The 19296-nt window shown below is 71.1% G+C and carries 9 protein-coding genes; 6 read left to right on the forward strand and 3 right to left on the reverse strand.

The genetic code is table 11. From position 1 onward, the window contains the following. The first annotated feature begins 193 nt into the window (after positions 1-193). The 5 genes from OG395_RS39585 to OG395_RS39605 all read left to right on the forward strand — a co-directional run bounded on the left by OG395_RS39585 (position 194) and on the right by OG395_RS39605 (position 8754). Positions 194-2455, forward strand: a complete 2262-nt coding sequence (locus tag OG395_RS39585) for a molybdopterin-dependent oxidoreductase (RefSeq protein WP_327247222.1) — start codon at positions 194-196, stop codon at positions 2453-2455. Positions 2456-2576: 121 nt separating this feature from the next. Beyond that, positions 2577-4013: a CitMHS family transporter gene (locus tag OG395_RS39590; RefSeq protein WP_327247223.1), complete on the forward strand. Its 1437-nt coding sequence runs from the start codon at positions 2577-2579 to the stop codon at positions 4011-4013. A gap of 3 nt (positions 4014-4016) precedes the next feature. After that, positions 4017-5276 (forward strand): MFS transporter, encoded by a 1260-nt coding sequence (locus tag OG395_RS39595; RefSeq protein ID WP_327247224.1) that lies wholly within the window; start codon positions 4017-4019, stop codon positions 5274-5276. A gap of 136 nt (positions 5277-5412) precedes the next feature. Beyond that, a complete protein-coding gene (locus tag OG395_RS39600; RefSeq protein ID WP_327247225.1) occupies positions 5413-6780 on the forward strand; it encodes an ABC transporter ATP-binding protein in 1368 nt (455 codons plus the stop codon). Positions 6781-6867: 87 nt separating this feature from the next. Continuing rightward, complete coding sequence (locus OG395_RS39605; RefSeq protein ID WP_327247226.1) at positions 6868-8754, forward strand: ABC transporter ATP-binding protein; 1887 nt, start codon at positions 6868-6870, stop codon at positions 8752-8754. 11 nt (positions 8755-8765) lie between these two features. On the opposite strand, the gene OG395_RS39610 is transcribed toward OG395_RS39605, so the two are convergent. Continuing rightward, the gene (locus OG395_RS39610) at positions 8766-12113 is read right to left on the reverse strand and encodes an ATP-binding protein (protein ID WP_327247227.1); all 3348 of its coding nucleotides are present in this window, start codon (positions 12111-12113) and stop codon (positions 8766-8768) included. A 59-nt stretch (positions 12114-12172) separates the two neighbouring features. Between OG395_RS39610 and OG395_RS39615 the strand changes: the two genes are divergently transcribed. Beyond that, the gene (locus tag OG395_RS39615) at positions 12173-13384 is read left to right on the forward strand and encodes an IS4 family transposase (protein WP_327247228.1); all 1212 of its coding nucleotides are present in this window, start codon (positions 12173-12175) and stop codon (positions 13382-13384) included. A 280-nt stretch (positions 13385-13664) separates the two neighbouring features. On the opposite strand, the gene OG395_RS39620 is transcribed toward OG395_RS39615, so the two are convergent. Beyond that, positions 13665-16604, reverse strand: a complete 2940-nt coding sequence (locus tag OG395_RS39620) for a VCBS repeat-containing protein (protein WP_327247229.1) — start codon at positions 16602-16604, stop codon at positions 13665-13667. Beyond that, the gene (locus OG395_RS39625; RefSeq protein WP_327247230.1) at positions 16604-19153 is read right to left on the reverse strand and encodes a S8 family serine peptidase; all 2550 of its coding nucleotides are present in this window, start codon (positions 19151-19153) and stop codon (positions 16604-16606) included. The genes OG395_RS39620 and OG395_RS39625 overlap by 1 nt, the downstream gene beginning before the upstream one ends. Positions 19154-19296 lie beyond the last annotated feature (143 nt).

The following is a 19296-nucleotide window of genomic DNA, read 5'->3' on the forward strand; positions in this document are numbered from 1 at the left end:
CCGGATGGCACCACACCGCGCCACACCGCAGGGGACCGGACCGCATCTCACCGCACCTCGCGAAAATCCGACGGGACCTGCCGCCGCCAATATCGACCCGACAACACCTCCCCACCATGCCTACCGGTCGGTATGCTCGGCGGTGCTTGCCCACGTTCGCGCGCCACCGCAGTCGCCGCCCCGGGGAGGGCCCATGTCGTACGACTCCCGTACCACCCGTACCGCCCTGCGCATCTGCCCCCTCTGCGAAGCCACTTGTGGACTGACCCTCACCATCGAGGGGACACGGGTCACCGGAGCCCGCGGTGACCGGGACGACGTCTTCAGCCGGGGCTTCATCTGCCCCAAGGGGGCGTCCTTCGGCGGCCTCGACGCCGACCCCGACCGGCTGCGCACCCCCCTCGTCCGCAGGGACGGCGTGCTGCGGGAGGCGAGTTGGGGCGAGGCGTTCGACGCGATCGCCGCCGCACTGGCCCCGCTCACCGAGCAACACGGGCAACAGGCCGTCGGCGTCGTCCTCGGCAATCCCAATGTGCACACCATGGCCGGCGCGCTCTACCCGCCCGCCCTGCTCTCCGCGCTCCGCACCCGGGCCCTCTTCACCGCGAGCACCCTCGACCAGATGCCCAAGCACGTCTCCAGCGGACTGCTTTTCGGTGACCCGAACGCCATCCCGGTGCCCGACCTCGACCGCACCGACCATCTGCTGCTCCTCGGTGCCAACCCGCTCGAATCCAACGGCAGTCTCTGCACCGCCCCCGACTTCCCGGGCAAGCTCAAAGCGCTCCGCAAGCGCGGCGCCACCCTCACCGTCGTCGACCCGCGTCGCACCCGCACCGCCCGCCTCGCCGACCGGCATGTCGCCATCCGCCCCGGCGCCGACGCACTCCTTCTGGCCGCGCTCACCCACGTCCTCTTCGAGGAGAAGCTCACCGACCCCGGCACGCTCGCCGGCCATCTCGAAGGGCTCGAAGAAGTAGCCGAAGCCGTCAGGGAGTTCACGCCGGAGTCGGTCGCCGAGGCGTGCGACGTGGACGCGGTGACCATCCGTACGATCGCCCGGGAACTGGCCGCCGCCCCCACCGCCGCCGTCTACGGGCGCATCGGCAGCTGCACCGTCGAGCACGGCACCCTCGCCAGCTGGCTCGTCGACGTCCTCAACATCCTCACCGGCAACCTCGACCGCCCCGGCGGCGCCCTCTTCCCGCTCTCGGCCACCGCCCGCGCCCCGCGCCCCGCCGCCCCCGGCGAGGGCTTCAATCTCGGACGCTGGGCGAGCCGGGTCTCCGGACACCCCGAGGCCAAGGGCGAACTGCCCATCGCCGCCCTCGCCGAGGAGATCGAGACCCCGGGGGAGGACCGGATCCGCGCCCTGATCGTCCTCGCCGCCAACCCTGTGCTCTCCGCCCCCGACGGTGACCGTCTGGACCGCGCCCTGAGTGGGCTCGACTTCATGATCAGCGTCGACCCCTACCTCAACGAGACCTCACGCCACGCACATGTGGTGCTGCCCCCGCCCCCGCCCTCGCAGAGCGCCCACTTCGACTTCGCGTTCAACGCCCTCGCCGTACGCAACCAGGTCCGCTACACCCGCCCCGCCGTCCCACTCGCCGACGGTCTGCTCGGCGAGAGCGAGATCCTCGCCCGGCTCGTCCTCGCCGTCTCCGGGATGCACGGAGCCGACCCGTCCGCCGTGGATGCCATGATCATCGACCGGGTGCTGGCCAAGACCGTCGCCGACCCGCACTCGCCCGTCCACGGGCGCACCCCCGCCGAGCTCGCCGCCGCGCTCACCGGACGCACCGGACCGGAGCGGCGCCTCGATCTGATGCTCCGCCTCGGCCCGTACGGCGAAGGCTTCGGCGCCGACCCCGAGGGCCTCACCCTGGACCGGCTGCTGGCCCACCCGCACGGCATCGACCTCGGCCCGCTCCGGCCCCGTGTCCCGGAGGTCCTGGCCACCCGCAGCGGACGCATCGAACTCCTCCCCGCGCCGATCGCCGCCGATCTGTCCAGGCTCCGCACCGCCCTGACGACCGAACGGGGGGCCGACTCGCTCGTCCTCGTCGGCCGTCGCCATCTGCGCTCCAACAACAGCTGGATGCACAACGTCGCCGCGCTGCGCGGCGGCTCGAACGTCTGCACCCTGCAGATGCACCCCGAGGACGCGGCCCGGCTCGGACTGGCGGACGGCGCCTTCGCCACGGTCACGGCGGACGGTGGTGCGCTGACCGCGCCCGTGGAGATCACGGAGAGCGTGCGGACCGGAGTGGTGAGCCTCCCGCACGGCTGGGGGCACGACCGCCCCGGCACCCGGATGTCCGTCGCCGCAGCCGCCCCCGGCGTCAACGTCAATCAGCTCCTCGACGGCACCCTGCTCGACCGGCTGTCCGGCACCGCCGTGCTCAACGGCATCCCCGTCGCGGTGGCGCCCAGCACGTCAACCGGCCACTGACCTGGGGTTTTGCTCGTATTGCTCGCATGTCAACGTCTTGTTAAGGCTGCGAGTCGCGCCCTAACGTCATCCGCACCGCCGACTCCGGTGGGAGTTCAAGGGTGAACGATAGGTATCCCACATGCTGACAATCCTCGGCTTTGCCATGATTGCGACCTTCCTGGTCCTGATCATGATGAAGAAGATGTCGCCGATCGCGGCGCTCGTCCTGATCCCCGCACTCTTCTGTGTCGCCGTCGGGCAGGGCGCCAAGCTCGGTGACTATGTGATCGACGGCGTGGGCAACCTCGCGCCGACCGCCGCGATGCTGATGTTCGCCATCGTCTACTTCGGTGTGATGATCGACGTCGGTCTCTTCGACCCGATCGTCCGCGGCATTCTGCGCTTCTGCAAGGCCGACCCGATGCGGATCGTCGTCGGTACGGCGCTGCTCGCCGCGATCGTCTCGCTGGACGGCGACGGCTCCACCACCTTCATGATCACCGTCTCGGCGATGTATCCGCTCTACAAGCGCCTCAAGATGAGCCTGGTGGTGATGACCGGTATCGCCGCCACGGCCAACGGCGTCATGAACACCCTGCCCTGGGGCGGCCCCACCGCCCGCGCCGCCACCGCCCTGAAGCTGGACGCGGGCGACATCTTCGTCCCGATGATTCCGGCCCTCGGCGTCGGACTGCTCGCGGTCATCCTCCTGGCCGTCGTCCTCGGCCGGCGCGAGCGCAAGCGGCTGGGCATCCTCACCCTCGACGAGGCCATCGTCCAGGAGCCCGAGACGGTTCTCGTCGGTGCAGGCGCCGGAGCCGGTGCGGGCGGCGGCAGCGACCGTACCCGCAAGAACTCAGGCGGAGCCGGTACGGGCACGGACGCGGAGCACACGGCGGCAGTGGCGCACGACGGCGACGCGGACGACGAGGGCTTCAAGGGCCTCGACCCGAACCGCGCCACCCTGCGGCCCAAGCTCTACTGGTTCAACGCCGGTCTCACCGTCGCCCTCCTCACCGCGATGATCATGGAACTGATGCCGATCCCGGTGCTCTTCCTGCTCGGCGCGGCCCTCGCCCTCACCGTCAACTTCCCCCACATGCCCGACCAGCGGGCCCGCATCGCGGCCCACGCCGACAACGTCCTCAACGTCTCCGGCATGGTCTTCGCCGCCGCCGTCTTCACCGGTGTGCTCTCCGGCACCGGGATGGTCAAGCACATGGCGGACTGGCTCGTCGGCGCGATCCCGGACGGCATGGGCCCGCACATGGCGATCGTCACCGGCATCCTGAGCATCCCGCTCACGTACTTCATGTCCAACGACGGCTTCTACTTCGGCGTCCTCCCCGTGCTCGCCGAAGCCGGCGCCGCCCACGGTGTCTCCCCGCTGGAGATCGCCCGCGCCTCCCTGATCGGCCAGCCGCTCCACATGTCGTCCCCGCTGGTCCCCGCCGTCTACGTCCTCGTCGGCATGGCGAAGGTCGAGTTCGGCGACCACACCAGGTTCACCGTCAAGTGGGCCGCGCTCACCTCACTGGTGGTGCTCTGCGCCGGACTCCTCTTCGGGATCATCTGACCCATGGACCACACGGAAGGGCCCGGCAGGAGCTGGCTGCTGCGCCTCGTCATCGCCTTCGCCTTCGCACAGGGGGCGGTGTCGATGGCGCGGCCCGCCGTCTCCTACCGGGCTCTTTCGCTCGGTGCGGACGAACGCGCCATCGGTGTGATCACCGGGGTGTACGCGCTCCTCCCGCTCTTCGCCGCCGTCCCGCTGGGGCGACGGACGGACCACGGCCGGTGCGCACCCCTGCTGCCCCTCGGCGTCGTCCTGATCGCCGGCGGCTGCGCCCTCAGCGGTACGGCGGGCTCCCTCCCGGCGATGGCGGCCTGGAGCGGCGTCATGGGACTCGGCCATCTCTGCTTCGTGATCGGTGCCCAGTCGATCGTCGCGCGTCAGTCCGCGCCCGCCGAACAGGACCGCAATTTCGGGCACTTCACCATTGGCGCCTCCCTCGGTCAGCTCATCGGGCCGATCGCCGCCGGGTACGTGATCTCCGAACGTGACGGCCTCCTGGGCCGTACGAGCGCACTCGCGCTGGTCGTCTCTGCGGCCGTCGCCACCGCGTCGTTCGTCTCGCTCTGGCGCATTGAACACCGCACCGCCCCGGGCGTCCGAGCCCCGGCGCCCGCCGCGAAGGTGCCGGTCGGCCGCATCCTGCGCACGCGGGGCGTCCCGGCGGGCATCTTCATCAGCCTCGCCGTTCTCTCCGCCACGGACATCCTCACCGCGTATCTGCCGGTCATCGGCGAGCACCGCGCCATCGCCCCCGCCACCATCGGTCTGCTGCTCAGCCTGCGCGCCGCCGCCACCATCGCCTGCCGTCTGGTCATGACGCCGATGCTCCGCGTCCTCGGCCGCACGGCACTGCTCACCACGACCTGCCTGCTGGCCGGACTGCTCTGCGCGGGCATTGCCCTGCCGGTCCCCGTCTGGGCGCTGGCCACGATGCTCGCCGTGCTCGGCTTCTGCCTCGGAGTCGGCCAGCCGCTGTCGATGACCACCGTCGTCCGGGCCGCCCCGCCGGAGGCCCGCTCCACCGCCCTCGCCCTCAGGCTGACCGGCAACCGCCTCGGCCAGGTCGCCGCCCCCGCGTCCGCCGGTCTGATCGCCGGGGTGGCGGGCACCGCCGCGCCGTTCGTGATGCTGGGCGTGCTCCTGCTGGCGGCGGCGGGACTGGGAGTACGGGGCGGGCGCGCCCCCGGGCCCGCCGACGACACGGTCCCTGCCCGGCCGGTGCCCCGGCCCGAACAGCCCTCGGCGAACCGGAACCTCACCTGACACTTCCGGCTCACAGGCCCTCTTGCGCCTCAACCTTTGCGCGAGTCATTCCCACCACCCGGGGCAGTGGGCTAATTTCAGCCCACTGCAGCGCTCCCCACCGCTCCACCTCACCATGTCTCCCGGGCGGAACCACATGACTCGCGCGATCTCCCTGCACAACGTGAGCAAGACGTACGGACGGGCCCAGCGTGCCGTCGACCGGTTCTCGCTCTCCATCGACCCGGGCGAATTCGTCGTCCTGCTCGGCCCCTCGGGGTGCGGCAAATCGACCGTGCTCCGCATGATTGCCGGGCTGGAGGAGATCACCGAGGGTGAGCTGCTGCTCGACGGCGAGCCGTCCAACGACGTGGCGCCCCGCGAACGCGGCATGGCCATGGTGTTCCAGAACTTCGCGCTCTACCCGAGCATGACCAACCGAGCCAACATCGGTTTCCCGCTGAAGCTGCAGAACCCGCGCCAGGACAACACGGAACACGTCGAGAACACGGCCAGGATGCTCGGCATCGAGAGTGTCCTGGACCGGTATCCCGGTCAGCTCTCCGGCGGCGAGCGCCAGCGGGTCGCCATGGGCAGGGCCATCTCGCGCCGGCCCTCCGCCTTCCTGATGGACGAGCCGCTTTCCAACCTCGACGCGAAGCTCCGCAACCATCTTCGGGCCGAGATATCACAGCTCACCAGGGAGTTGGGCGTCACCACCGTCTACGTGACGCATGATCAGGCCGAGGCGATGTCGCTGGGGGACCGGGTCGCTGTGATGCGCGGCGGACGGCTCCAGCAGGTGAGCCCGCCCCGCGAGGTCTACGCACTGCCGGAGAACGTCTTCGTCGCCGCATTCGTCGGCACCCCCCGCATCAATCTCCTCCAGGCCGTCGTGCACGCCCCCCTCGAAGGGCGCATGTCGATCGACCTCGGCCGCCAGCGGCTGCCGCTGCCCGAACCGCTCAGCCCCGACCACCAGTTGCTCCGCATTCAGCAGGGCCGCCAGATCATCGTCGGCCTCCGCTCCGAAGCGGCCAGGATCGCCCCGCCCAGCCAGGCCCGCCCCGGTGAGGTCGCGCTGAGCGGCATCGTCGAACACGTCGAGTACCAGGGCCACGAGGCGCTCGTCCATTTCAACACCGGGTCGCGGCCCGCCGTGGTGCCCGATCTCGAATCGGCCCGCCCCGGCAGGGCGGTCCCGCGCCGCCGCCGCGCCGGTGGTGGCGGTGGCGGTGGGGTCGGCGTACTGGAACGGCTGAAGGAGCGCGCGACCGGCCACATCAGCGGCCCCGTCGTCGCCCTCGACGAACCCGGCCCCGACACCGACTTCCCCGCCCCCCGCGGCCCCGACCGCCCCGCGATCACCGCGGGCGACCTCGTCGTCCGCACCGGTCCCGACATGCGACTGCGCATCGGCGGGCAGGTCCCGCTCCTGATCGACCTCGCGCACCTGTATGTCTTCGACCACCACGGCCGCCGGATCTGCCCCCTGCCGAAGGAGATCCCGGGGCTCGACGTCTGAGCCGTACCGCTCCAGGGTCTTGCCTTCGGGAAAGGCCCTGGAGCGGTACGTTGACCTCAAGCCGGGTCGAGGTCGTACGTTCATTCCATGAGCATGGAAGCCACCGCGTGGACGCAGCTCCACAACGTCATGAACGCGCAGCAGGACCGACGACCCTTCGACCGAGCCACTCTGCGGCGCATCGCCGCGTTCGCCCGACCGCACCGGCGGCGGGTCGCCCTGTTCCTGCTGCTGAGTGTCGCCACGGCACTGCTCGCGGTCGCCACCCCCGTCCTCGCCGGCCGCGTCGTGAACGCGATCGTGACCGGCAAGGAGGAGGGGACCGTCACGCGGCTGGCCGTGCTCATCGCTGTGATCGCCGTCGCGGACGCGGGACTCGGGCTGGTCAGCCGCTGGCTCTCGGCCACCCTCGGCGAAGGGCTGATCCTCGACCTGCGCACCGCCGTCTTCGACCACGTCCAGCGCATGCCGATCGCGTTCTTCACCCGCACCCGCACCGGCGCGCTCGTCAGTCGTCTCAACAACGACGTCATCGGCGCCCAGCGCGCCTTCAGCAACACCCTGTCCGGCGTCGTCAGCAATGTCGTCACGCTGCTGCTCACCCTCGGCGTCATGCTCAGCATCTCCTGGCAGATCACCGCACTCGCGCTGGTGCTGCTGCCCGTCTTCGTGCTCCCCGCACGCCGGATGGGTACACGGATGGCGCGACTCCAGCGCGAAGCCGCCGCCCACAACGCGGCGATGGGCACCCGGATGACCGAGCGCTTCTCCGCGCCCGGCGCCACGCTCATCAAGCTCTTCGGGCGGCCCGCCGACGAGTCCACCGAATTCGCCGCCAGGGCGGCCAGGGTGCGCGACATCGGTGTCCGTACGGCCATGGCCCAGTCCGCGTTCATCACGGCGCTCACCCTCGTATCGGCGCTGGCACTCGCCCTGGTCTACGGGCTCGGCGGGTTCTACACGCTGCGCGGGCAGCTGGACGCGGGCGCCGTCGTCGCCCTGGCCCTGCTGCTGACCCGGCTGTACGCGCCGCTCACCGCACTCGCCGGGGCGCGCGTCGAGGTGATGAGCGCGCTCGTCAGCTTCGAGCGGGTCTTCGAGGTCCTCGACCTCAAGCCCCTCATCGAGGAGAAGCCCGACGCACGGACGGTCCCGGACGGTCCGGTCTCCGTGGAGTTCGACGCCGTGCGCTTCGGCTACCCGTCCGCCGACAAGGTCTCCCTCGCCTCGCTGGAGGACGTCGCCACTCTGGACACCCGCGGCGGCGCCGAGGTGCTGCGCGGGGTCTCGTTCCGCGCGGAACCGGGACAGACGGTGGCCCTCGTCGGATCGTCCGGCGCGGGCAAGTCGACCATCGCGCAGCTGCTGCCCCGGTTGTACGACACGGACGAGGGGGCCGTACGCATCGGTGGCATCGACGTACGCGACCTGTCGGCCGACACCCTCCGTGACACACTCGGCATGGTCACCCAGGACGGCCACCTCTTCCACGAGTCGGTCCGCGCCAACCTTCTCCTCGCCCGCCCCGAAGCCACCGAGGAGGACCTCTGGGACGCCCTGCGCCGCTCGCGACTGGACGGACTGGTCGCCTCGCTGCCCGACGGACTGGACACCGTCGTCGGTGAACGCGGCTACCGGCTCTCCGGCGGCGAACGCCAACGGCTGACCATCGCCCGGCTGCTGCTGGCCCGCCAGCGCGTCGTCATCCTCGACGAGGCCACCGCCCACCTGGACAACACCTCCGAAGCGGCCGTCCAGGAAGCCCTCGTGGAGGCGCTCGAAGGACGCACCGCGGTGGTGATCGCCCACCGGCTCTCCACCGTACGGGCGGCGGACCTCATCCTCGTCGTGGAGAACGGCCGGATCGTGGAACGCGGCACCCACCAGGAACTGCTGGCGGTCGGCGGCCGGTACGAGGAGCTGTACCGCACCCAGTTCGAGCGCCCCGGCACCGAGCCCGCCGGTCTGGGCTGACCACCACTGAGTCAGCCGGTCGTCCAGTCCGTCCCACGGGCCTGATCCACCGCGAACGTCCCCGCCGGATAGGGGAGTTCGGCCGCCAGTACCGCTGCCCGGTCGAACTCCTCGCGCGCCTCCCGCTCGCGGCCCAGCGCCGCGAGCGCCGCCGCATGCACCGTACGCGCCTCGGTCAACGACAGCCGTTCGCCGACTTCCTCGGCACGTACGATCTCCGCGGCCGCCAGCCGCACCGCCTGCTCCGGCTGCCCCGACAGCAGCTCCGCCCAGGACAGCAGCGCGGCCGATCCGGGTCCGTTCCCGTCGGTCAGCAGAGCGAGGGCTTCCTGCGGGCGGCCCTCGCGCACCAGGCGCTCCGCCTGCGCCGCCCGTACCTCGTGCACCGCCTGCAGGTCGCCCTGCGCCTCGGCCACCTCCCCGGCACGGGTCAGCAGCTCCGCCGCGCCCGGCTCACCGGCTCCGATCCGGACCCGGGCCAGCGCGGCCAGGGCGTACGGAGTGCACCACGCGGCCTGCCCGCCGGTCTCCCGTACCGCCGCCTCCGCATGTTCCCGCGCCTCACCGAACTCCCGGAGCAACAGATGCAGTTCCGCGAGGTTGGCCCGCTCGAAGGCGACTGCCGTCGGATCCCCGGTGTGCTCGGCGAGCCGCAGCGCCCGCTGCCCGGAGGCGACCGCCTCGGCGAGCCGGCCCGACCGCCGGGCGTGCTCGCGCAGCACGGAGAGGACGGTGGCCAGCAACTCCTGGTCGCCGTACGCCTCGGCGTGCGGCAGTGCCAGATCGGCCGCCGGACGCGCCTGCGCGAACCGGCCCGCGAGCCCGAGCGAGGTCGCCTGCATCCCGAGGGCGCGGGCCAGCAGCCCCCGGCGTTCGCTGCCCGGTATGGCGTCCGCGGCTTCCTGCGCGGTACAGGCCGCGGCGTGCGCCGACTCGTACCGGCCGGTCACGAACCGCAGAACCGCCGCCGCCAGGTGGTGGGTCGCGGCGGCCAGCGGCGGGGTGCGCGGACCGGGCGGATAGGTACGCAGCAGATCCTCGCCCTCGTCGGTCCCGCGGTACTTCACCAGCACCTCGGTCAGCCGGGCGGCGGCCAGGACCTGTCCGTCCTCGTCGCCGCGCCGCACCATGTCGTCGAGTGCCTCGCGCAGCACCGCCGCCGCCTCCTGGTAGCGGGCCATCCGGCGCAGCACGGCGCCGCGGTCGATCCTCGCCTGCGCCGCATCGGCGGCCAGCGCGTCGAGCCGGGCGGTGAGTTCGGCGTAGTAGCGGTCCGCGGTGTCATTGGCGCACAGGGCTGCCGCCCGCTCGGCCGCCTGTCGCAGATAGTGGGTGGCGCGGGGGTCGTCGGCGCGGGTGAGGTGTGAGGCGAGGGTGTCGACGGCGTCCGGCCTGCGCCGCAGCACCGCCTCCGCGTAGGCCGAGTGCAGCTGTCGGCGGCGGGCCGCGGACAGCCCGTCGTAGCAGGTCAGCCGGACCAGTGGGTGCCGGAACGCGAGACCGGGCAGTGGCCGCCCGCCGACCACCACGGTCCGTTCCGTCATCACCGACGCCGTGACCGCCGCGTCCACGGCATCCGTCGCCTCGGCGGACGACAGCGGCGGATGCAGCCCGTGCTCGGCGACATCGAGAACCTCGGACAGCGCTGCGCCACCGCCCGCCACGGAGACCGCCTCCACGACCCGCCGCGCCGCGGGCCCCAGCCGCGCCAGCCGCGCCGCCACGAGCTGACGCACGCCCTCCGGGGCGCTGAGCGCGCCGGGGTCCGCGGCTTCGTGGACGGTGCGGGCCAGTTCCAGGGCGAAGAGCGGATTGCCGAGTGACAGCTCCCAGACCCGGTCCACATCGGCCCTGGCCCCCGCGTCCCGGGCGACCGCCAGGCACGCGTCGCGGTCCAGTCGCCCCAACTCCATGGAACGGGCCAGACCTTGGCGCACCAAGGTTTCCAGCACGGTGCGCCGGGGATCTGTCGCGGTCAGCTCCTCCGCCCGGTACGTCACGGCGAACCGCCAGTCCGTGCGCGTGGCCACCGCCCGCCGGGCCAGATGGCTGAGCAGCTGGTACGTCCCCATGTCGGCGGCGTGCAGGTCGTCCAGCACGAGCAGCACCGGCGCGGTCGCCGCAAGATCGCCCAGCAGTCCGGCGGCCGCCCGGAACAACCGGTCGCGCTCCTCCTCCGGGCTGCGTTCCGTGCCCATCCCGATCTGCCCCAACGAGGGCAGCAGTGACGCGAGTTCCGGATACTCGCCGCTGATTCCGGCCCGGTCGACGGGGGGCCGGTCGGCGAGCCAGGCATCCAGGGCCTCGACGAAGGCGCCGTACGGTGTGTGGCCCTCGGCGTCGTGACCGGCGCCCCACAGCACGGTCGCACCTGCTTCGGCCGCCCGCCGGGCCGCCTCCGCCGTGAGCCGTGTCTTGCCGACCCCGGCCTCGCCGCCCACCAGCCGCACCGGCGGGCCCTCGGCGGCCAGCAGGACCCCGAGCTCGTCGGCGCGGCCGCGCAGCGGCGGACCCGGCGGGGTGCGTATCGCGGCCGGAAGCACGGGGGCGGAGATGGCCGGCAGCACCGTCGAGGACGCGTCCAGGGCAAGCAGATGCAACTGCTCGGTGGCAGGTCCCGGGCGCACGCCCAGCTCGGCGTCGAGCGCTTCGCGGCACAGGTGGTACTGGCGCACGGCCTGGCGGCGCAGGCCCTGGCGCAGATAGGCGTCGATCAGCACCCGGTGGGCGCGCTCCTCGGCGGGCGCGGCAGCCACGGCGCGCAGCGCCACCTCGGTGGCCGACTCGGTCTCGCCGTCGGCGAGGTGGGCCTCGGCCAGGGCGAGCCGTACCCGCTCGCACAGCGCGGACAGCTGCTCGCGCCGGGCCTCGGCCCAGGGCGCATAGCGGTCCTCGGGCAGCAGTTCGCCGGTGAACGCGGTGAGTGCGGTGGTCAGCGCCTCGGCCGAACCCCCGGCCAGGGCTTGCTCGGCGAGGATCTCGGCGTGATCGGCGTCGATCGCCACGGTGTGCGGATCGAGCCGCAGCAGGGTGCCTTCGCCGGTCAGATAGGACGAGGAGGCGCGGGGGGCCAGCTCCGGCTCGATGGCGTGGCGGGCGGCGTGCAGGGCGACCCGCAGACTGCCGAGCGCGGCGTGGGCGTCGGAGTCCGGCCAGCAGATCTCCATGGCCTGCTCGCGGTGGAGGCTGTGGCCGGGGGAGACGGCGAGGAGTTTCACGAGGGCTCGGGCGCTGGGGCGGGGCCATTTGTCGGCGAGCGCGGGCCCGCCGTCGCGAGTCACCCGGAACCCGCCGAAAAGATGCAGACGCAGCAGTGGGGGAGCGAGGTCTGTGCTGTGGTTCGTGTCTTCCGCGCCCATAAGGGCGCACTTTAACCCCAATACCGTTCAGTTAAGGGCTTCTGGGTTATTGTGGGTGGATGCCGCGTTCTGGTTGGGTGAAGCCGTCTTCTGATGTCCGCTTGTCGGATTTGGTGTCTGTGGGGTTGCTGACGCGGGTGTTTCCCGCGGATGTGGTTGACGCGGTGATCGAGGAGGCGGGGCGTACTGAGCGGCGTCACCGGTCCTTGCCCGCGCGGGTGATGGCGTACTTCTCGATGGGGATGGCGCTGTATTCGGATGGCTCCTACGAGGATGTGTTCGCGCAGCTCACGGATGGGCTGTCGTGGGCGTCGGGGTGGTCGGAGTCGTTCACGCCGCCCTCGAAGTCGGCGATCTTCCAGGCCAGGGCTCGTCTGGGGTTCGAGCCGGTGCGGGATCTCTTCGCGCGGGTCGCGCGTCCGCTGGCGGGGCCGGACACGCCGGGGTCGTGGCTGGCCGGGCGTCGTCTGGTGGCGATCGACGGGACGTGCCTGGACGTGGCAGACACGGCAGCCAACGCAGAATTCTTCGGGCGGCCGGCTTCCAGCCGGGGGGAGCAGTCCGCGTTTCCGCAGGCCCGCCTGGTGGCATTGGCGGAATGCGGCACCCATGCCGTCTTCGACGCTGCCACCGGCCCGTGCAGCGTGTCGGAGATCGAGTTGTCCCGGCAGCTCGTCGATCGGCTGGAGTCGGGCCAACTGGTCCTGGCCGACCGGGGCTTCTACGGGTTCCGTCTGTGGCAGCAGGCCGCCGCCACGGGCGCGGATCTGCTCTGGCGAGTGAAAACGAACCTGCGGCCCCGGCATCTGGAAACACTGGCCGATGGGTCCTGGCTGGCCCGGATAGTCCCGACGTCGGGCACGAACCGGGCCACGACGGAGCCGCTCACAGTCAGAGTGATCGACTACACGGTCGATGACGGCCGGGACAACCCCGAGGAATACCGGCTGCTGACCACGATCCTCGACCCGGCCGACGTCGGCGCCGAGGACCTCGCAGCCGTCTATGCCCAACGATGGGAGATCGAGACAACCTTCGACGAACTGAAGACCCATCAACGCGGGCCCCGCGCGGTACTGCGCTCGAAAGCCCCCGACCTTGTCCAGCAAGAAATCTGGGGACACCTGTGCTGCCACTACGCCATCCGTACCCTGATGGCCGACACCGCCGCGCACACCGGCCAGGACCCCGACAGAGTCTCCTTCGTCAAGGCCCTCCGCATCGCCCGCCGTTCAGTCGCGCAGGGCGCATTTTCCCCCTCCGGGCGCTGACACGGCCGACGCAGCATGGCGTCACGCCATCCGATGGCTCACCCAACACCTCAACCCACCCCGCCGAAAACGCTCACACCCGCGAGTCGTCAAACGCAAGGTCCTGAAATGGGCCGCGAAACGCTCCCACCACGCACACTGGCCCCAGCCCAAACACAGCCCCCACATCACCATCCGAGTCCACTAACTGAACGGTATTGACTTTAACCCCCTTCCCCGGGCGCGCCGTAGGCCCCCCGAACGGATGTCCGGGGGGCCGTGGGAGGAGAGGCGGTAACCGTCAGGAGAGCGTGGACACCGTCATCTGAGATATGGCGGTGAACTGGTTCAGATAGCGGCCGCCGAGCAGCTCGGTCATCCGGTCGTAGCCGGTCTCGTCGAAGCCGAGGTTCACGACCTCGTCGACGCCGTCACCGTCCAGGTCGCCGGAGAAGTAGTTCCTGGCGCCCATCAAGGTGATCCTGCCGACGTCGGCAGGGTAGTGGTCGGCCGTCAGGACGGACGGATCCCACAGGTCGAGGCCGCCCTCGACGCCACCGACGAGGAGGCGCCGTCCGCCCGGACCGGTGAGAAACCCGCCGGTGTTCGTCGTCGGCAGCGTGAAGATCGAGTAGTCCTTGCCTTCGGCCGCGAAGGTGCGGAACGACGCCGTCCCCGCGAGGACGAGACCCTCGGGCCCGGTGAAGAAGTTCCCCACCGTCCAGAGGCCCCCGGCCAGGCCCTGGTGGAGGACCTCGCCCGTGCGGCTGTCACGGATCTCGACGACCGTGCGCAGGCTGGAAGCATCCGGCGTGCCCTCGGCGGTGGTTGAGGTGACAGCGACCCAGGTGTAGACGACCGCGTGCCCGTTGGCGTACGGGATCTCCGGCGAGGTGAAGACACCGCGGTTCAGGACGGTTCCGTACAGCTTGCCGTCCACACTCGCGGCCGGGGCCTTCGGCGCGGCGGTCCAGCGTACGGTGCCCGTCCTGGCGTCGAGCGCGACACCGTCGACCGCGGGTGACTCCTTGTGGAGGGAGCCGGTGTTCGCGTACTGCGCGTACACCCGCCCCTCGCCCACTGCGAGGTCGCCGAAGACGACGCTGCCCGCGCTGTCGGGCGCTCCGTACGTCCACAGCGCCGAGCCGTCACCGCGGTAGGCCCGCACCTTGTCCGTCGGCACGACGATGTCGGCGCGCTTGTCGCCGTCGAGGTCGGCGACCGTCACGGAGCGGACGAACGGCCCGCCCCCGTCGATGCGTTCGATGACCTTGCCGGTGCGCCCGTCGAGGACCGCGACGGCCGTGTCGGCGGCCACCACGAAGTCGTCGTGGCCGTCGCCGTTGACGTCGCCCTTCTCGATCCGGTGCACCTGGCCCGGGACGGTGGCCTTCCACAGCAGCTTGGGCTTGCCCGCAGTCAGCGAGGGCCCGGAGTAGGCCCACACACCGTTGGACTTGCCGCCGACGACCAGGTCGTTCTTCTTGTCGCCGTCGATGTCGGACGACTGCGCGGACGACAGGTCGCCCTGGAGCGGCAGGAGGCTCTGCTGCTTGCCGTTGCCGAACCCGTAGGTGCGGATGTTCTGGTTCTGGTCGACGGTGCGTATGTGCCGGCCGTCCGCGTCGCGGTAGACCTGGTTGAACATCGGCGAGGCGCCGATGCCCTTCTCCTGCCAGCGCACGTCGCCGCTGCCGGAGAACACGGTGAGCGAGGCGTACTGCCCGCCGCCGGGGTTCTCGGCGGTGTTCATGCCGGTGTCGTCCTGGGCGGCCGTGACGAGGCTGCCGTCGACGACGTCGAGGCTCCAGGCGCTCGGCGCGTCGTGGCCGTTGTCGGCGTCGCGCTTGACGGTGGAGGACCACAGCAGGCTGCTGGGGTCCGTGCCGTCCACGACCCGCACGGTGTTGGCGTTGAGCCACAGCGTCGGGCTGAGCGTGGACTCGCTGACCACGTACTCGGACTTCCGATCGTTCCGCAGATCACCCATTGTCATGTCGATGGGCAGCGCGTTGATCCGCGTGTCGAGCGTGGTGCGCTTGCCGTCGGCGAGGGAGTAGGAGTCCAGCTCGTACTTCACGCCGTCGGTGAGGTCGGACTGCTCCAGGGCCACGAGCCGTCCGCGCGCGGTGTCCAGGTGCAGCTGGCGCGAGTAGAGCGCGTTGTCCGTCTGCCACTTGACGGAGCCGTCCTCGGTGTCGAGCACCAGGGTGTGGCCGCGGCCGGCGGCGGTCGCGGTCTTGCGCCGGTTGTACGACGCGGCGACCAGTCCGCCGCCGAGGTCCTCCAGGGCGCCCCACGCCGTACCGGCGCGCACGCCCGTGTCGTACGTCCAGGTGGCGGAGGGGGTCAACGCCCCGTCGGCGTACGAGAAGCGGATGCCCGAGACGGTGGCGGTGGCGGCGGCCGGGGAGTTGAGGTTGTAGTACGGCGCGTCCGTGACGACGAGCGTCCTGCCGACGAGCTTCACGTTGTAGGCGTACGCGTACAGCTTCGACCACAGCGTCTTGCCGGTCCTGCCGTCCAGGACCGTGACGAAGGTGCCGTTGGCCAGCGAGGAGCCGGGAGAGGTGAAGGGGCGGTACGGGTTGACGCCCACGCTCGCCGAGAACACCACGTCGTCCACGCCGTCACCGGTCAGGTCGCCGGTCACGTATCCCTGGTCGGAGGCCGGCGTGAACGGGCTCACCGCGTTATAGCCCATCACGATGCGCGCCGGGTACGGCTCCGTCTGCCAGGGCCGGGAGTTCTTGACACCCCAGTCCGCGTACAGCGAGGCGTTGTCGCGGCGCCACAGGGCAGTGCCGTCGGCCTTGCTGCGCTGGACGCTGCCGAGGCTGTGCAGGGTGAAGTAGTCGCCGCCCTTGCCGCCGGTGGGGACGGTGGCGGCGAGGCCGCGCATGCCTTCCACTGTGGACTTGGGGGAGATGGTCACGGCGGCGTCGGTGCCGGCGTCCGTGCCGGTGCCTTCGTCGAGGTGGGAGCCCGAGTCCGCGCCCTGTTCCGCCCCGGAGGTGCCGGATCCGGTGTTCGCGCCCTGCGGGTCGATGGTCTCGCGGTCGGCGTCCGCGTATGCGTTCAGCTGGGCGTGCCCTTCCAGCTTCTCGGCCTGGCTGTCCGTGAGCGTGAGCAGGCCACTGTCGTCGTCGGCGGCCAGCGCGGGAGGCGCGGCGCTCAGCGCCAGACCGGCCGCGACCAGCGCGGAGGCGAGCCGCAGTGCCGGCCGGGAGTTGGTTCTCATCACTTGGTCCCCTGCGCGATGCGGATGGCGGACCGGTCCCCCAGGACCGGCTCGTTGAAGGAGTACTGGAGGGCGTCGGTGCCGGCCTGGTTCTCGATGCCGACGGTCGCGCTCGCGCCGTTCTCGGGCGAGGCGGCGGACAGGCCTTGGTACTGGAGGGTGACGGAGCCGGTGGCCTCGTCGAAGACGGCCTCGAAGGAGACGCGGGCCGAGGTGTTGCCGGCGAAGGCGGCGTTGTTCCAGACGACCGCGAACGTGCGGCTGCCGGCCGTGCCCGTGGTCGCGGTCTGCACGCTGGACTTCTTGTCCAGGGTCAGGTCGTCCCAGAAGGCGGCGACGGTTCCGTTGGGCTTGTCGGCCGACGGGAGCGCGACGTTGTCGTAGTCGCCGAGCCGCGGTTCGAGGAAGTTGATCAGACCGTTGGTGGTGACGCTCGCGCTGGAGTAGGAGACGCCGTACAGCTTCACCGGGAAGGGCAGTGTGATCGTCTTCGCGTCCTCGTCGCCGCTGAGCGCGACCTTGCTGCTGCCGCTGATCCAGGAGTACGTCGCCGGGGCGCAGCTGTTGCCTGCGGCGTCGGAGCGGGCGGGCGCCCGGGCTGTCAGTGACTCGTCACCGTCCACGGTCAGCTTGCCGCTGTAGATACCGTTGCACAGTACGGGCGCTGTGGGCGCGGCGGTCAGGGTGTACGAACCCTCGGCCACCTTCGGCAGGTTGAAGTGTCCGCTCGCGTCCGTGGTGACGGAGGCGACCGGAGTGCCGGTGACCTGGACGGTGGCTTTGGCGAGAGGCTTGCCGGTGACGTCGAGGACGGTGCCGGACACGGCGTGCGAGGCGACCGCGTCCATCGTGAAGTCCTTGGTGACCTGCTCGCCGGTGGCGACCGTGACACCGGACTCGGTGCCGTTCGCGTAGCCGTACCCGCTGAGGGCGAAGTCGTACGAGCCCGCCGGAAGGGTCAGCCGGTAGGAGCCGTCCGCCGAGGTCGTCACGGTGCGGGTCGAGGCGGACCCGGTGGCCTTCACGGTGACGCCGGAGAGCGCGGAGCCGCTTGACCTGTCCGAGATCCTGCCGGTGACGACGGCCGCCGTGTGCGGGGCCATGTCCACGGACGCGAAGATGTCGAGCTTGCCCTCGCCCCACACGTTGTTCGCGTCGGCGGTGCCGCCGCAGTGCGTGTCGTCGACGTTGACGGCGCCCTGGTTGAGCAGCGCGCGGGTCTCGTCGATGTTGCCGATGAGGGAGGGGGCGGACGACCACAGCAGGGCGACAGCGCCCGCGACGTGCGGGGTCGCCATCGACGTACCGGATATGGCCCTGTACGTGTTGCCCGGCCAGGTGGAGCGGACGTTGACGCCCGGGGCCGAGATGTTCGGCTTCATAGAGCCGTCGAGCCTGGACGGGCCGAAGCCGGAGAAGCTAGCGATCTTGCCGTTCACGTCGTACGCACCGACGCCGTACGCGGGCGCCTGCGAGCCCGGCGCGTGGCCGGTCGAGCAGGTCACGCCGTTGCCGTCGTTGCCGGAGGCGAACGCCTCGAAGATCCCGGCCGCGTTCCACGCCTCGACGATGTCCTGGTAGAAGGTCGTGTCACCGCCGCCCCAGGAGTTGTTGACGATGTCGGGGGCGAGATCGGGCCGCGGGTTCTGGCCGGTGTGGTCGGTCGGCGCGAGGATCCACTGGCCTGCCGCGAGCAGTGAGGAGTCCGAACAGGAGCTGGACTCACAGCCCTTGGCGGCGATCCACTTGGCACCGGGCGCGACGCCGACGCCGCCCGCGCCGACCATGGTGCCCATGGTGTGCGTGCCGTGGCCGTTGTTGTCGCAGGGCGCCGACGTCGTGCACTGGCCCGTCGGGTCGTACCAGTTGTAGTCGTGCGTGAAGGAGCCGTCGCCGTTGTTGCCCCGGTAGTTGCCCACCAGGGCCGGGTGATCGTACTGGACGCCCGAGTCGACGTTGGCGATGACGATGCCCTCGCCCCGGTCGTCGTACTGGTCCCAGACCCGGTCGGCCTTGATGTCCTGGACGCCCCACTCGGCGGCGGAGGTGTCCGCGTCGGTGGCGGCGTCGGTCGCCTTCGACTCGGTCGTGTCGAGCTTGTAGGTGTGCTCTTCGACGATGCTCGCCACATCAGGGCGCTTCGCAAGGGCGTCGACGAGGTCCTCGCCGCCGGTCACCTTCAGCGCGTTGGCGATCCAGTACGACTCGTATCCGACCTTCTCCTTGTCGAGGAAGGACTGCAGCGGCTTCTGGCTCTTCTTCGCCTCGCTGCGCAGCGAGGCGAACGCTGACTTCGCCTTGGCCGCGTGGGACTTCTTGCCCTTGGCCGCGGACAGGTCCGCCTGGCTCTCGAGTACGACGAAGAAGGTCGACTCCTTGCCGTGCTCGACGGTGTCGAGGACGGCGGACTCGACCTTCGCGGAGACGGGACTCGGGTCCGTGGCGGGTTGCGCGAATGCGGGAGCGGGGCCGGTCAGTACGGCCGCGGCCGTCATCGCGGCCGCAGCCCACGCGGCGGTTCTGCGCCGCGGGGATCGGGGCAGATGCATCGGAGTGCTCCTCCATGGCTGGTACGGGGGAGCCCGCCGCGCCCCTGCTGTCAGGGGGAAGCACGGGAGGGGCGGGCTGATCCGGGACGCTAGGAGGAGGCCGTTACTGACGAATTACTGAACCGTGTGACGAACCCCGGGTG

The sequence above is a fragment of the Streptomyces sp. NBC_01320 genome (assembly GCF_035974375.1).
Lineage (GTDB): Bacteria > Actinomycetota > Actinomycetes > Streptomycetales > Streptomycetaceae > Streptomyces > Streptomyces yanii.